16 protein-coding genes are annotated in these 13,915 nt (G+C 65.4%); 7 read left to right on the top strand and 9 right to left on the bottom strand.

What is annotated here, in order from left to right; translation table 11 throughout:
* Window positions 1–133: 133 nt before the first annotated feature.
* The 4 genes from zapE to AC3D24_RS07905 all read right to left on the bottom strand — a co-directional run bounded on the left by zapE (window position 134) and on the right by AC3D24_RS07905 (window position 3,482).
* Complete coding sequence (gene zapE, locus AC3D24_RS07890; RefSeq protein ID WP_489029606.1) at window positions 134–1,225, bottom strand: cell division protein ZapE; 1,092 nt, start codon at window positions 1,223–1,225, stop codon at window positions 134–136.
* A gap of 135 nt (window positions 1,226–1,360) precedes the next feature.
* Entirely contained in the window at window positions 1,361–1,840 is a 480-nt protein-coding gene (locus tag AC3D24_RS07895; RefSeq protein ID WP_489029607.1) for a PaaI family thioesterase, read from the bottom strand.
* Between the two features lie 144 nt (window positions 1,841–1,984).
* Window positions 1,985–2,767, bottom strand: coding sequence for a succinate dehydrogenase iron-sulfur subunit (locus AC3D24_RS07900; RefSeq protein WP_132896076.1), 783 nt, complete (start codon window positions 2,765–2,767; stop codon window positions 1,985–1,987).
* 133 nt (window positions 2,768–2,900) lie between these two features.
* Window positions 2,901–3,482: a ClpP family protease gene (locus AC3D24_RS07905; protein ID WP_192239456.1), complete on the bottom strand. Its 582-nt coding sequence runs from the start codon at window positions 3,480–3,482 to the stop codon at window positions 2,901–2,903.
* A gap of 99 nt (window positions 3,483–3,581) precedes the next feature.
* Here AC3D24_RS07905 and AC3D24_RS07910 point away from each other — a divergent pair, with 99 nt between their 5' ends.
* Window positions 3,582–3,830: a type II toxin-antitoxin system Phd/YefM family antitoxin gene (locus tag AC3D24_RS07910; RefSeq protein ID WP_489029610.1), complete on the top strand. Its 249-nt coding sequence runs from the start codon at window positions 3,582–3,584 to the stop codon at window positions 3,828–3,830.
* On the top strand, window positions 3,817–4,110 hold the full coding sequence (locus AC3D24_RS07915) for a type II toxin-antitoxin system RelE family toxin (RefSeq protein ID WP_489029612.1): 294 nt from the start codon (window positions 3,817–3,819) through the stop codon (window positions 4,108–4,110). The genes AC3D24_RS07910 and AC3D24_RS07915 overlap by 14 nt, the downstream gene beginning before the upstream one ends.
* A gap of 114 nt (window positions 4,111–4,224) precedes the next feature.
* On the opposite strand, the gene AC3D24_RS07920 is transcribed toward AC3D24_RS07915, so the two are convergent.
* The 4 genes from AC3D24_RS07920 to sdhC are packed head-to-tail and all read right to left on the bottom strand — an operon-like array spanning window position 4,225 to window position 7,095.
* Entirely contained in the window at window positions 4,225–4,497 is a 273-nt protein-coding gene (locus AC3D24_RS07920; RefSeq protein WP_489029614.1) for a hypothetical protein, read from the bottom strand.
* Window positions 4,497–6,299 carry a succinate dehydrogenase flavoprotein subunit gene (sdhA, locus tag AC3D24_RS07925; RefSeq protein WP_056047438.1) on the bottom strand — a complete coding sequence of 601 codons (1,803 nt, stop codon included), beginning with the start codon at window positions 6,297–6,299 and terminating at the stop codon, window positions 4,497–4,499. The genes AC3D24_RS07920 and sdhA overlap by 1 nt, the downstream gene beginning before the upstream one ends.
* Window positions 6,299–6,685: a succinate dehydrogenase, hydrophobic membrane anchor protein gene (gene sdhD / locus AC3D24_RS07930; protein WP_056060687.1), complete on the bottom strand. Its 387-nt coding sequence runs from the start codon at window positions 6,683–6,685 to the stop codon at window positions 6,299–6,301. The genes sdhA and sdhD overlap by 1 nt, the downstream gene beginning before the upstream one ends.
* The gene (gene sdhC, locus AC3D24_RS07935) at window positions 6,685–7,095 is read right to left on the bottom strand and encodes a succinate dehydrogenase, cytochrome b556 subunit (RefSeq protein WP_353468857.1); all 411 of its coding nucleotides are present in this window, start codon (window positions 7,093–7,095) and stop codon (window positions 6,685–6,687) included. The genes sdhD and sdhC overlap by 1 nt, the downstream gene beginning before the upstream one ends.
* Before the next feature lie 354 nt (window positions 7,096–7,449).
* On the opposite strand from sdhC, the gene AC3D24_RS07940 reads away from it, so the two are divergent.
* The 4 genes from AC3D24_RS07940 (at window position 7,450) to AC3D24_RS07955 (ending at window position 12,028) form a co-directional block, all read left to right on the top strand.
* On the top strand, window positions 7,450–8,793 hold the full coding sequence (locus AC3D24_RS07940) for a methyl-accepting chemotaxis protein (protein WP_489033103.1): 1,344 nt from the start codon (window positions 7,450–7,452) through the stop codon (window positions 8,791–8,793).
* 18 nt (window positions 8,794–8,811) lie between these two features.
* Window positions 8,812–10,215, top strand: a complete 1,404-nt coding sequence (locus AC3D24_RS07945) for a methyl-accepting chemotaxis protein (RefSeq protein WP_489029617.1) — start codon at window positions 8,812–8,814, stop codon at window positions 10,213–10,215.
* 198 nt (window positions 10,216–10,413) lie between these two features.
* Window positions 10,414–11,103, top strand: coding sequence for an SDR family NAD(P)-dependent oxidoreductase (locus AC3D24_RS07950; RefSeq protein ID WP_489029619.1), 690 nt, complete (start codon window positions 10,414–10,416; stop codon window positions 11,101–11,103).
* The gene (locus AC3D24_RS07955; RefSeq protein WP_489029621.1) at window positions 11,093–12,028 is read left to right on the top strand and encodes a 50S ribosomal protein L11 methyltransferase; all 936 of its coding nucleotides are present in this window, start codon (window positions 11,093–11,095) and stop codon (window positions 12,026–12,028) included. The genes AC3D24_RS07950 and AC3D24_RS07955 overlap by 11 nt, the downstream gene beginning before the upstream one ends.
* A 244-nt stretch (window positions 12,029–12,272) precedes the next feature.
* Here the strand turns inward: AC3D24_RS07955 and phhA are convergent, their stop codons facing one another.
* Window positions 12,273–13,151: a phenylalanine 4-monooxygenase gene (gene phhA, locus AC3D24_RS07960; protein ID WP_489029623.1), complete on the bottom strand. Its 879-nt coding sequence runs from the start codon at window positions 13,149–13,151 to the stop codon at window positions 12,273–12,275.
* 22 nt (window positions 13,152–13,173) lie between these two features.
* On the opposite strand from phhA, the gene AC3D24_RS07965 reads away from it, so the two are divergent.
* Window positions 13,174–13,839 carry a TIGR02117 family protein gene (locus AC3D24_RS07965; protein ID WP_489029625.1) on the top strand — a complete coding sequence of 222 codons (666 nt, stop codon included), beginning with the start codon at window positions 13,174–13,176 and terminating at the stop codon, window positions 13,837–13,839.
* Window positions 13,840–13,915 lie beyond the last annotated feature (76 nt).

Genomic DNA, 13,915 nt, shown 5'->3' on the forward strand with positions numbered 1-13,915 from the left:
GTTCTGCGTTTAACACTACCACCTCGGCGAAGGCCGGGGCCCAGTTGGGGGAGAGTGCTAACTGCGCACAGTTCATCGTTACGACGACCTTTCCAACTGGGCCCCGGCCTTCGTCGGGGTGGTGTGGATCGGGTTAGAGGTGTCCTTCCGCGAGATAATCCTCGGACCGCATCTCTTCGAGGCGGCTGATCGTGCGATCGAACTCGAAGCGCCCGTCGCCGCTTTCGTAGAGGTCGCCGGGTTGCGCATCGGCGGCGGCGAGGAGCTTCACCTTGTGCTCGTACAGCGCGTCGATGAGCGCGACGAACCGCGCCGCCTCGTTGCGGTTCTCGGGGCCGAGCTTGGGGATGCCGACGAGGATGACGGTGTGGAATTTCCGCGCGAGGGCGAGGTAGTCGGCGACCCCCCTCGCCTCTCCGCACAGCTTCTTGAAGCTGAACACCGCGACGCCCTTGAGCGATTTGGGCACCCGCAGCGTGCGGCCCTGGACGATGAGGTCCTCGGCCGGAACATGCTCGCTGTCGTCGGTCGAGAAGTCGGTGAGGCGGAAGAATGCGGCGGAGAGTTGCGCGGTCGCCTCGGGGCCGTTGGGGACGAGCCACGTGTCCTGGCTGCCGAGCCGGTCGCGGCGATAGTCGACCGGGCCGTTGAGCGGGAGGACGTCGAGGCGCTGTTCGATGGTCGCGATGAAGGGCAGGAAATGCTCGCGGTTGAGGCCATTCTTGTAGAGATCGACGGGTGGGCGGTTCGAGGTGGTGACGATCGTCACGCCCGCATCGAGCAGCGAGGTGACCAGCCGCGACAGGATCATCGCGTCGGGGCTGTTGGTGACCATCATCTCGTCGAACGCGAGCAGGCGGGTCTCGTCGGCGATCGCGGTGGCAACGGGGACGATCGGGTCGCCGACTTCCTTGCGACGCTCGGCGGCGATGCGCGCGTGGACCTCGAGCATGAACTCGCCGAAATGCACGCGGCGCTTCTTCTCGACGGGAGCGTTGGCGAAGAACAGGTCCATCAGCATCGACTTGCCGCGGCCCACGCCGCCCCAGAGGTAGACGCCGCGGGGGTCTGGTTTCTTGGAAAAGCGGGCGAAGAAGCCGGTGGATTTGGGGGTGGCGAGTTCGGTGGCGAGGGTGTTTAGGCGCGCGGCGGCGGCGGCCTGTTCGGGGTCGGGGCGGAGTTCGCCTGAGGCTACGAGTGCCCCATAGGCTTTGAGGACTGTCACTTCCCCACCTCTTTACCACCCCGGCGAAGGCCGGGGCCCAATTGGAAAGGTTTCGATAACGGAGCGGGACGCTTCAACACTGATCGTTTCCCAATTGGGCCCCGGCCTTCGCCGGGGTGGTGATAGCGGCCGGGGTCAGCCCTTTGGCGGCTTAGGCGACGGCTTTCGGATCGTGGCCGAGAAGGCGGCGATCTTGGTTTCGTCGTCCCCTTGCACCACTAGGCCCCGCAGGAACAAGAGGCGGCCGGTCTCCTTGAGCACCTCGACCTGCGCCTCGATCGGCTCGCCGACGCGGCCGCCACCGATGAACTGCGTGTTGAGGTCGAGCGTCACCGCGGTGCCGGCCGTGATCAGGCCGAAGCCTCGCGCGGCGGCGAAGAGCGCGACGTCGATGAACGCGAGGAGCGCGCCGCCATGGACGTTGTTCTGGAGGTTGGAGTGGCGATGCTCGGGGGTGATGCGGACGCGCACGATGTGGCCGTCGACGCGGTAGAGCATGGGGCCGAGCAGGGTGTTGAAGCGGGTGGGGTCAGAGAGCGACCAGCTGCGCCAGCCGGGGTTGGCGGGGGCTTCGGCTTCGAGGAAATGGGGTTGGGACTTAGGGTTGTCAGTCATAAATGCCGTTCGTGCCGAGTAGAGACCGAGCGTAGTCGAGGGCTCGTATCGAGGTACATGTCCTTCGATACGCCACCTCGACAAGCTCGATGGCTACTCGGGACGAACGGGATTGGGGAGGACCGACGCCCCTCCCCAACCGGATCAGACGATCCGTTCGGCTTCCATCTTCTTGATCTCGGCGATCGCCTTGGCCGGGTTGAGACCCTTGGGGCACGCGTTCGCGCAGTTCATGATGGTGTGGCAGCGGTACAGGCGGAACGGATCCTCGAGCTCGTCGAGGCGCTCGCCGGTCATCTCGTCGCGGCTGTCGGCGAGCCAGCGATAGGCCTGCAACAGGATCGCCGGCCCCAGGAACTTGTCGGCGTTCCACCAGTAGCTCGGGCATGAGGTCGAGCAGCACGCGCACAGGATGCACTCGTACAGGCCGTCGAGCTTCGAGCGATCTTCCGGCGACTGGAGGCGTTCCTTGCCCGAGGGCGGCGGGGTGACGGTCTGCAGCCACGGCTTGATCGACGAGTACTGCGCATAGAAATGCGTGAAATCGGGGACCAGGTCCTTGATCACGTCCATGTGCGGCAGCGGCGTGATCTGGACCTCGCCCTTGCAATCCTCGATCGCGGTGGTGCAGGCGAGGCCGTTCTTGCCGTTGATGTTCATCGAGCACGACCCGCAGATGCCCTCGCGGCACGAGCGGCGGAAGGTGAGCGAGGAATCCTGCTCGCTCTTCATCTTGATCAGCGCGTCGAGCACCATCGGGCCGGTATCGTCGAGATCGAGCGCGAACGTGTCGTAACGCGGGTTCTCGCCACTGTCGGGATCGTAGCGGTAGACCTTAAAAGATTTCAGACGCTTGCCCCCGTTTGCGGGCGCGTGCTTGACGCCCTTCTTGACGACGCTGTTTTTCGGGAGCGAGAATTCGGCCATTGCGAGCGGTCCGTCCGTGGTGTGATTATAGGTTGTCAGAGCCGATACATGACAGGGGCCCTCCCCGCAAATCCTTAGCTTCGCGGGTGCAACATGCGTCACACCCGCTGTCGCGCCGCCTGCTCGCGCCGGATCAGATGATGTCGAGGACGAGCCCCAGGTCGCGGGCTTCCTCGGCTTCGATGTACCAGTTGGAGGGGGCCTTCTTCTTGAGGTCCTCGAGCGACACCTTCGAACCCTCGACGATCGCGCGGAAGCCTTCCTCCTGGATGTTGATCGAGTCCTCGATCTCGTGGAGCTTGGCCTTGAGCGTGTAGGAGAGCGTATTGAGCGGGCCGTTGAGTTCGATCGTGCTCTGCATCTGGCGCTCGTGGATCATGATGCGGCTGTTGCGGGTGAGGAAACGGCTATCGACCGGGAAGGCAGACATGAACGTCGCGCCCGCGGAATAGACCGCGACCTTGCCGAGGAACAGCGTCTCGCGGCCGGTGTATTCGCGGAGCAGGCGGATGTTGTCGCCCATCGCGCGCGCGACTTCGGGATCGCCGCCGAGCGTCGTGATCGAGACGACCAGCGGGCCCTCGGTGGGCGCGGCGACGAGCTGCGACTTGAAAGTGTCGTACATCGCGTCGTCGACGGGGCCGTGGAGGTGGATGTGGGGGGCGGCCAGCAAGGGATAGTTGCGGGCGTTCGATGCGGGGGATGTGTCGGTCATGCCGCGGCAAACTTTTGCGGGGGCGGTGGGTTCCGGATGAGTTGCGGCATATCAGCGCGGTGATTTGTTGAGACCTGTTCGACGTGCTATAGCGAGGTCATGATCGAAACCATTCATGCCGGCGCGACGGTGAGCATCAGCGACCTGAAGAAGAATCCGTCTGGAGTCATCGAGGCTGCGGGTGGATTTCCAGTGGCGGTGCTCAATCGCAATACGCCCGCCGCGTATTTGGTGCCGGCTGCGGCGTGGGAGGAATTGATGGATCGGTTGGAGGACGTCGAACTGGCAGACATGGTGCGGGCGCGTGCCGACGAGGTGCCGGTCGCGGTGTCGCTTGGCGACCTATAGTCTCGCTTTCCTACCGAGCGCGCTGCGGGAGTGGGATAAGCTTGGCGCCAATGTTCGCGAGCAGTTCAAGGCGAAGCTGACCGAGCGGTTGGGCGAGCCGCATATCGCGAGTGCGCGGCTGAGCGGGATGACCGGGTGCTACAAGATCAAGCTGCGGGCTGCGGGGTATCGGTTGGTCTACCGGGTCGACGATGGCTTGGTGACGGTGATTGTCGTGGCGGTCGGGCGGCGGGATCGGAATCTGGTTTACAAGATCGCGGCCGGGCGGCTCGAGCGGTAGGCATCACAATCCGTCATGCCGGGCTTGTTCCGGCATCCACGGTTCCGCGCATTCGATAGCGATGAGTTCGCGGCACCGTGGACCCCGGAACAAGTCCGGGGTTACGGAGGGGGATTACGCTTCCCGGCTCGTGCGCTTGTACTGGAGGATCCAGCCTACCAGGCCGCCCGGCACGCCGCCTACTAGCGAGAAGAGCGCGTAGAAGGTGATCGCTATCTTCTGGAGTTCTTCGCCCACGCCGCGGGGTTCGATGCCGAAGACGTAGATCGCGGTCAGTAGCGCGACGACCACCGGCCATAGGAAGCCGGCGATCATCGGTTGGAAACGCGTGAGAAGCCCCACCGCGACGGGCACGAGGAACCCGATCGCGATGATGGCCCAGGTCATTAATACACCCGCTTCTTGGGCTTGATGTAGTCGATGTCGTCGGTGAGCGTGTAGTCGTGGACCGGGCGGAAATCGATCTTGGTCTCGCCGCCCTTGCCGCCCCAGCCATTGAAGGTGGTGATGGTGTGCTTCATCCAGTTCGCATCGTCGCGCTCGGGGAAATCCTCGTGCATGTGCGCGCCGCGCGACTCGGTGCGGTTGGCCGCCGAGTTCATCGTCACGACCGCCTGGCCGATCAGATTGTCGAGCTCCATCGTCTCGACCAGATCGGTGTTCCAGATCATGCTGCGATCCTTCACGGCGACGTCGGTCATCCGGCTGTAGATCCCGGCCATCTTCTCGACGCCCTGGTTGAGCAGTTCGGTGTCGCGGAAAACCGCGCAATGCTTCTGCATGGTCTGCTGCATGTCGAGACGGATCTGCGCGGTCGGCGAACCGCCCGACGCATTGCGGAAATGGTCGAGGCGCGTCAGCGCGAGGTCTTCCGAGCCCTTGGGCAGCGGCGCGTGGGCGGTGCCGGGCTTCAGCGTGTCCTTGATCCGCAGGCCGGTCGCGCGGCCGAACACCACGAGATCGATCAGGCTGTTCGAGCCGAGGCGGTTGGCGCCGTGGACCGAGACGCAGGCCGCTTCGCCGACCGCGAACAGGCCGGGGACAACCGCGTCGGGGTTGCCATCGACGAGGTTGACGACCTCGCCGTGGAAGTTGGTCGGGATGCCGCCCATGTTGTAGTGCACGGTCGGCGTGACGGGCAAAGGCTGGCGCGTGAGATCGACGCCGGCGAAGACTTTCCCGGTCTCGGTGATGCCGGGCAGGCGCTCGGCGAGCACCTTCGGATCGATGTGATCGAGATGCAGGAAGATGTGGTCGCCGTTCTTGCCGACGCCGCGGCCTTCGCGCATTTCAAGCGCCATAGAGCGACTGACGACGTCGCGCGAGGCGAGGTCCTTCGCCGACGGGGCATAGCGCTCCATGAAGCGCTCGCCCTCGGAGTTGGTCAGGTAACCGCCCTCACCGCGTGCGCCCTCGGTGATGAGCACGCCCGCGCCGTAGATGCCGGTCGGGTGGAACTGGACGAACTCCATGTCCTGGAGCGGCAGGCCGGCGCGGAGCACCATCGCGTTGCCGTCGCCGGTGCAGGTGTGCGCCGAGGTCGCCGAGAAATAGACGCGGCCATAGCCGCCGGTTGCCAGCACGGTCTGATGGCTGCGGAAGCGATGGATCGAGCCGTCTTCCATGCACAGCGCGATAACGCCGCGGCAGACGCCGTTCTCCATGATCAGGTCGAGCGCGAAATACTCGACGAAGAAGTCCGTGTTGTACTTCAGGCTCTGTTGATACAGCGCGTGGAGCATCGCGTGGCCGGTGCGGTCGGCGGCGGCAGCGGTGCGCTGGACCGGGGGGCCCTCGCCCATGTTCTGCATGTGGCCGCCGAACGGACGCTGATAGATCGTGCCGTTCTCGTTACGGCTGAACGGCATGCCGGCATGTTCGAGTTCGTACACAGCCTGCGGGGCTTCGCGGCAGAGATACTCGATCGCGTCCTGGTCGCCGAGCCAGTCGGAACCCTTGACGGTGTCGAACATGTGCCAGGTCCAGTGATCCGGCGAGTTGTTGCCGAGGCTGGCGGCGATGCCGCCCTGTGCGGCGACGGTGTGGCTGCGGGTCGGGAAGACCTTGGTGATGCACGCAGTCTTCAGGCCGCTCTCGGCGATGCCCATCGTCGCGCGCAGGCCGGAGCCGCCGGCACCGACGACGACCGCATCATAGGTATGATCGATGATCTTGTAGGCAGCTGACATTACGCGGGAGCTCCGGAGAAGGCGACCTTCAGGATCGCGAACAGGGCGATGCCGCCCAGCGTGAAGGTGAACAGGTTGAGGAGGATCATCGTCACGACACGGCTCTCGCCATGCTGGTAATCCTCGATCACGACCTGAAGACCGAGACGGAAGTGATAGAACACCGACAGGATCAGCAGCGCCATCGGCACCGCGACCCAGGCCGACTGCAGCCACAGATGGACCGCGGCGTAATCATAGCCCGGCATCCGCGCGACCGAGATCATCAGCCACACCATGAGGAACAGGTTCGAGCCCGCCGTGAGGCGCTGCTGCCACCAGTGATGCGCACCGTGCTTGGCGCTGCCGAGGCCGCGGACGCGACCGATTGCCGTACCCGAACCCATTACTTGATCCCCATGTAGAGCCAGAATACGACCGTCAGCGCGACCGATGCGACCATCGTCGCGATCGCGCCCATCTTGTTTCGCTTCAGTTCGTAGCCGGCGCCGATATCGAGCACCATGTGGCGGATGCCGGTCATCATGTGCTGGAACAGCGACAGCGTTAGCCCGACCGCGATGATATAGCCGAGGATGTTGAGTCGGCCGGTGTCGGTGGTGAACACGTCGACGAAGGTCGCATAGGCCTGATCGCCCGCGGCGATCGCGGCGAGCCACCAGACGAGCAGGATGCTGCCGACGGTCGCCATCCCGCTGCCGGTCACACGGTGCAGGATCGAGACCAGCATGTGCGGGCCCCATTTATAGACCTGCAGATGGGGAGAAAGCGGGCGTGCCGGGTTGCGCGATGCCAAGGGCGGAGTCCTCGATCGTAAAAAAGATGATTGGGCCGACCTATTAGACTCCGCGTGCTGCGATGCAACCCATCGCCGTCAAGTCCGGTAACCCATGACAATCGTTCGGGTTGGGGCATCTTACTCATCCTCCCCCGCCAGGGGGAGGTGTCGCCGAAGGTGACGGAGGGGGAGGAGACGGAACTAACGTTGCCCTTACCTCCCCCTCCGTCTGGCGATCGCCAGCCACCCCCCCTGGGCGGGGGAGGATCGAAAAAAATGGCGATGCCCATCCCTAACCAGGTCTTAATCAATGGGCCCTAGCGGTGGAGGCGCAAAACCCGTTTTCCGGAGTTCACCGCCTTGACCACAGACCTGCCGACGCCCGGCTCGATCGCTGCCACCATCGACCTTCCGGCGCGGTTGCGGGTGTTCGATTTCGACGGTTCGCTGAGGACCGCGAGCCACGACGTGTGGACGGCGCTGGAACCCGAGATCGATGCGGTGTCGAAGGCCTATTGGGAACAATGGCAGCGCTGTTTCGCGGCCGAACGAACCTGGGCGCAGCACGAAACCGGCAAGATGATCGAGGTCGGCTGCACCTTCCTCAAAAACCGGTTCCTCGACACCGGCGGGCAAGCCTGGGTCGAGTCGATCGAACGCTCGGTCGCTGCGGCCTATGCCGCCGACGTGTCGCCGATGGCGCTGTTGTCGATGATCAGTGCGAGCGACCGCGCCGCACTCGACGTGCTGATGCGCCGGGTCGACCGCGAGGGCGCGACGCTGCCCGTCTATATCGATACGCTGATGCGTCTGTCCGCGCTGGAAGGCGAGATCACCGTCGCGATCTACACGGCGTACCGCGCCTTTTCGGCGCAAGACGCGCGCGACAAGCTGGCCGCGGAGTTCCGCGACGGGATCGCCGCGATGGTCGAGACCGCGACCAACGAGGGGCATGACCTGCGCGAGCAGGCGATGCGCAGTTCGGCATCGACCCGCGCGGTGCTGGGCAAGGCGAGCGAAGTCGCCGCCGCCGCCGAACAATCCGCGGTGGCGATGCGCGAGGCCGCGCAAACTGCCGCCGGGCTGATCCGCGCGATCGAGGATGCACGGACCGAGGTCGAGGCCGCGGCAGAGATCGCCAATCGTGCATCGGCACAAGCTGGCCAGGCGGTCGGCATGTCCGAGACGCTGAGCGACCACGCCAAATCGATCGAATCGATCCTCGGGCTGATCCGCGACATTGCCGGCCAGACCAACCTGCTCGCATTGAACGCGACGATCGAGGCGGCGCGCGCAGGCGATGCGGGTCGCGGTTTTGCGGTGGTGGCGCAGGAAGTGAAGAGCCTCGCCAACCAGACCGCACGCGCGACCGACGACATCGCCGCCAAGATTGCCGCGATCCAGTCCGCCACCCGCTCTACGGTCGACACCAACGCCTCGATCAAGTCGACCGTCGCCGAAGTGCAGGAAAGCGCCGACCGGATCCGCTACGCGATGGAAGCGCAGGCGCAGACCGTCACCGCGATCACCGCGGCGGTCGACGAGACCGCGCTGGCGGCCGATTCGATGTCCACCACGATCGCCGCGATCCGTGAAGATACCGAGACGGTCGCGACCGAGATCGACGGTGTCGGCCGCGGCTTCGACGTACTCGATACGCGACTCAGCAATCTCAAGAACAGCGCCGGCGATTTCGTCGCAAAGGTCGCTGCATAACGACCCTCAGGAGGGGTGATGATCGCCACTATCGCACGCAATTCGGTCGGTCATGCGCCGCCCGACGCCGACGCCTCGCAAAGCTGGGGCGGCGATCGACGAACCTTGCAGGAGCGCGTCCGCGATTATGACTGGGACGGGTTGATCACGCCGGCCTGCGCCACGGTGAGCGGGCTACTGGAGGAGAATGACTACCGGCGGATCGCGGAGACGTTCTGGCAGCACTATCTGTCGCTCGACGCCACCAAGACGATCGCTGCCTTTTTCACGCCGGCGCGGCTGGAACGGCGGATCGCAGCAAGCGCGCATTATGCCCGGCTGAAATATTTGTCGCCCTATGACGAGGCCTGGCGCGAGATGGCGATCAGCCATGCTGAGGATTCACGCGAGTCGGGCGTCACCCTGCCCGCCTTGCTGTCGGCGCTGGCGTTTGCGCACAGCGTGACGCTGAACCTGATCGTCGATCGGCTCGGACCGGACACGTCGTCGTTGCGGACGCTGGGCGACGTGGTGCAACGGCTCGCGCTGATCGAGGCGGACATCATGGCCTCGCATCTCGGCGCGACCGATGCGGAGGCTGCACGGACCGAGCGACGCGCGCGGGCGTCGGAGTTCCGCGAGTCGATCGCGACGTCGATCGAGGATACCGCGGCACTGGGTGCACGCATCCGGGTGCACGCGATGGGGGCGTCGTCGTCGACGCGCGGGGTGCTGGGCAAGGCGAGCGAAGTCGCCGCGGCCGCCGAGCAATCCGCGGTGGCGATGCGCGAGGCAGCCCAGACCGCCGCCGGCCTGATCCGTGCGATCGAGGATGCCCGTACCGAAGTGGAAGCGGCGGCGAAGATCGCGACGCGCGCGTCGGTGCAGGCGGGCGAGGCGGTCGGCATGTCCGAGACGCTCAGCGAGCATGCGAAATCGATCGAATCGATCCTCGGGCTGATCCGCGACATCGCCGGCCAGACCAACCTGCTCGCGTTGAATGCGACGATCGAGGCAGCGCGGGCTGGCGATGCCGGACGCGGTTTCGCGGTGGTGGCCCAGGAAGTGAAATCACTCGCCAACCAGACTGCGCGCGCGACCGACGACATCGCGGCCAAGATCGCCGCGATCCAGGCGGCGACGCGCTCGACGGTGGTCACCAACGCGTCGATCAAGTCGACCGTGGCCGAAGTCCAGCAGAGCGCGGACCGGATCCGCCATGCGATGGAGGCACAGGCGCACACCGTGACCGCGATCACTGCGGCCGTCGACGAAACCGCGCTGGCGGCGGACTCGATGTCGACGACGATCGCCGCAATCCGCCAGGATACCGAAGCGGTAGCCGTCGAGATCGACCTGCTCGGGCATGAGTTCGGCGAGGTGGACGACAAATTGGGTGTGCTGCGCAGGGCGGCGGACGGGTTCTCGGCCAGCGTCGCCTGAGGCTGGAGGACGACAAGGGTAGAATGGGTTCACGCGGAGGCGCGGAGGCGCGGAGATGGCACGCTCAGGGCATATGATGTGAGCGATGCCGGAGGTTTGGAGAACCTGCGGTGCCGCTGGAACCTCCGCGCCTCCGCATGAACCATTGCTTTGCCTCGACGTGATGACGAACACGGCCTGCGGCGCTAGAGCGCGGGCATGACTATTCTTCTCACCGGCTCCAGTCGCGGTATCGGCGCGGCTATTCATGCGGCGCTGACCGACGCGGGCGCTTCCGTCATCGGGCATGGGACCGCCAGCGGTATCCCCGCCGACTTTGCCGATCCTGCCGCGCCTGCCCAATTGTGGACCGCAGCGCTGGAGCAGGCTGGCGGCACGATCGATGTGCTGATCAACAATGCCGGCGTGTTCGAGGCGAGCCCGCTCGGAGACGACGACTGGACCGCGCAGTGGGAGCGGACGATGCGGATCAACCTGACCGCTTCGGCCGAGCTTTGTCGACTGGCGGTGCTGCATTGGCAATCGCGCGGGTTTGGCGGGAGGATCGTCAATATCGCGAGCCGGGCGGCGTATCGCGGGGATTCGCCGGCGCATTGGCATTATGCCGCGTCGAAGGCGGGGATGGTGGCGATGACGAAGACGATCGCCCGGGGGTATGCCCGGGAAGGCATCCTGGCGTTTGCGATGTGCCCGGGCTTCACGATGACCGGGATGGCGGAGGACTATCTGTCGAGCCGTGGCGGCGATGCGTTGCTGGCTGACATTCCGCTCGGGCGGGTTGCGGCACCGGAAGAGATCGCGGCGGCGGCGAAGTTTTTGGCGCTGGAGGCGCCGGCCTCGATGACGGGCTCGGTGATCGACGTGAACGGGGCGAGCTATGTCCGATAGTTGGAAGCTCACCCTCCCCTGCACGCGGGCGGAGGCGGAGGCGATCGATGCGAGTGATGATCTGACGATCGACGGCGTGTTGATGACGACCGAGGAGATCGAGGACGACGTCGAGTCCTGGCGGCTCGATGCGTATTTCGAGCATGAGCCGGCTGCCGACACGGTCGCGGCGGTGCGGGCGCTGGTGCCGAGTGCGGCGGGGGCCGAGATCGCGGTCGAGCGGTTGGGCGATGCGGACTGGGTGACGATGAGCCAGGCTGGGCTCGAGCCTTTGTCGGTCGGGCGGTTCTTCGTGCATACCGGGGCGCATTCGGGCGATGTGCCGGCGGACAAGCGGGCGTTTCTGATCGAGGCGAGCCGGGCGTTCGGGACGGGGCATCACGAGACGACCAGCGGGTGTCTGGCGATGCTCGACGGGTTGGCGGATGCGTCGTTTGCGAACGTGATCGATATCGGGACGGGGACCGGGTTGCTGGCGTTTGCGGCGGCGTATCTTTGGCCTGCGGCCAAGGTGATGGGGACGGATATCGATCCGGTCTCGATCGATGTGACGGCGGAGAATGCGGCGCTCAACGGGGTCGAGGGGATCGATCTGGTTGTGGCGGATGGTACGCTGGACGATGCGATCGTGGTTCGCGCGCCGTATGATCTGGTGATCGCGAATATTCTGGCCGGGCCGCTGGTGTCGATGGCGCCGGAGATCGCTTCGATTTCGGATGTGGGGGCGACGATCGTGCTGGCCGGGTTGCTGGAGACACAGCGGGCTGGGGTTGTCGCGGCGTATGAGGCTTGCGGGTGTTCGCTGGAGGCGGTCGACCGGCGGGGGGATTGGAGTGTGCTTCGGTTGCGCGCTGGGGCGGAGAGGTTTGTGGCGGAGGGGCCGTTCGATCCCAAGGGGCGCGATGGGTGGGCTTTGGATATTTGAGGTCTGCGGATTTCTGAGGGCTGCCCTGCCCTCCAGAAGTTTGTTCCCCCGCGAAGGCGGGGGTCCAGTCTGGGCCCCCGCCTTCGCGGGGGAACACTCTTCTGGGGGGAGGCTGCCCTCACCTCACAGCTAACACCACCCCGGCGGAGGCCGGGGCCCAGTTGGGTGAACCCTTGCAATAGAACCGCACCGCTATCCCAACTGGGCCCCGGCCTTCGCCGGGGTGGTGGCTTCTAGAGGATGCTTATGCGGTCTCAGCGGACGTCTTCGACTTCGCGTAGTCCTGCGTGCCCTCGGTCAGCACCACATCGCCCGGCTCGATCCGCGCGACGGGGATATCCGGGAGCGCCTTCAGTTCCTCGTACAACGGCGCGAAGTCGGTCTCTACCGTCAGCCTTAGCAACTCCTCGAAGCTCGGGATCACGAAGTAGTTCTGCTGGAAATCGTCGATCCGATATTCGGTCCGCATTACGCGGGCGAGGTCGAGCGCGATCCGGTTGGGGCTCGGATCGTCGAGCGCGAACCGCGTTTCCGCGTAGCTGGAGACGATACCCGAGCCGTAGATGCGCAGGCCTTCGGGTTCCGCGATCAGGCCGAACTCGACCGTGTACCAGTAGAGCCGGCCTAGATACTTCAGCGCGTCGAGCCCCAAAGCACGCTGGCCGCCGCGGCCATAGGCGGCGAGGTAGTCGGCGAACACCGGATCCGCCAACATCGGCACGTGGCCGAACACGTCGTGGAAGACGTCGGGTTCCTGCAGATAGTCGAGCTGGTCGGGGCGGCGGATGAAGTTGCCGGCGACGAAGCGGCGATTGGCCATGTGGTCGAAGAACACGTCGTCGGGGACGAGGCCGGGCACCGCGACGACCGACCAGCCGGTGAGCTTGGTCAGGCGTTCGGACAGCTCCTCGAAATCGGGGATGCCGGGTTTCGACAGCTTCAGGACGTCGAGCCCGCGGAGCCAGGCGTTCGACGCGCGGCCGGGAAGCAGCTTCGACTGGCGCGCGAACAGCGTGTCCCAGGTGGCGTGGTCCTCCGCGGTATAGGCCGCCCAGTTCTGCGGGATCGTCCAGTCGGGGGCGCCTTCGGGCGGGGTGCTCAGTACGTGCGTGTCATTGGCCATGGGCTTGGTCTAGCATGACGGAATGAAGACGGAAACGCGCTGGGTTAAGTGGATTTTACGGGCGATCGCGGCGGTGTTCGGGGTGGTCGCGAGCTATGCGGTGGCGGGGTTGGTCGGCGGGTCGATCCCCAGCAATCGCGACTGGCGGGCGCCGGCCGAGGGCGTGCATATCTTCGTCGAGAGCAACGGCGTGCATACCGGGATCATCCTGCCGAAGGTCGCCGCCGGGGTGGACTGGCGCGGGGTGGCTCGGGGGGAGGATCTGCGTGATCCGCGGTATGGCGCGTTCGATCATGTGGCGTTCGGGTGGGGGGAGAAGACGTTTTACCTGGAGACGCCGACCTGGGCCGACGTGAAGCTGCGAACCGTGGTCGGCGCGGCGTTCGGCAGCACGCGGACGTTGATGCATGTCGATCATCTGCCGAGGCCGCGCGCCGGGGATGGGGCTCGGGAGATCGTGGTGACGCCGAAGCAGTATCGGCGGTTGGCGGCGTATGTCCGGGCTAGCTTTCGGGATGGGGGAGCGCGGTACCGGGGGTATGCCGGGTATGATGCGTTTTATGAGGCTAATGGGCGGTATAGCGCGGGGCGGACGTGTAATGCGTGGACGGGGGATGCGCTTCGGTTTGCGGGGGTTCGGGTTGGGTGGTGGACGCCGTTTCCGGTTACCGTGATGGGGTGGTTTTGAGGGCTGTCGCGAACCCCACAGCGTGTTCTCCCGCTTCCTTTGTTCTCCCGCGAAGGCGGGAGTCCAGACTGGGCTC

It is taken from the genome of Sphingomonas sp. SL1004 (assembly GCF_057815015.1).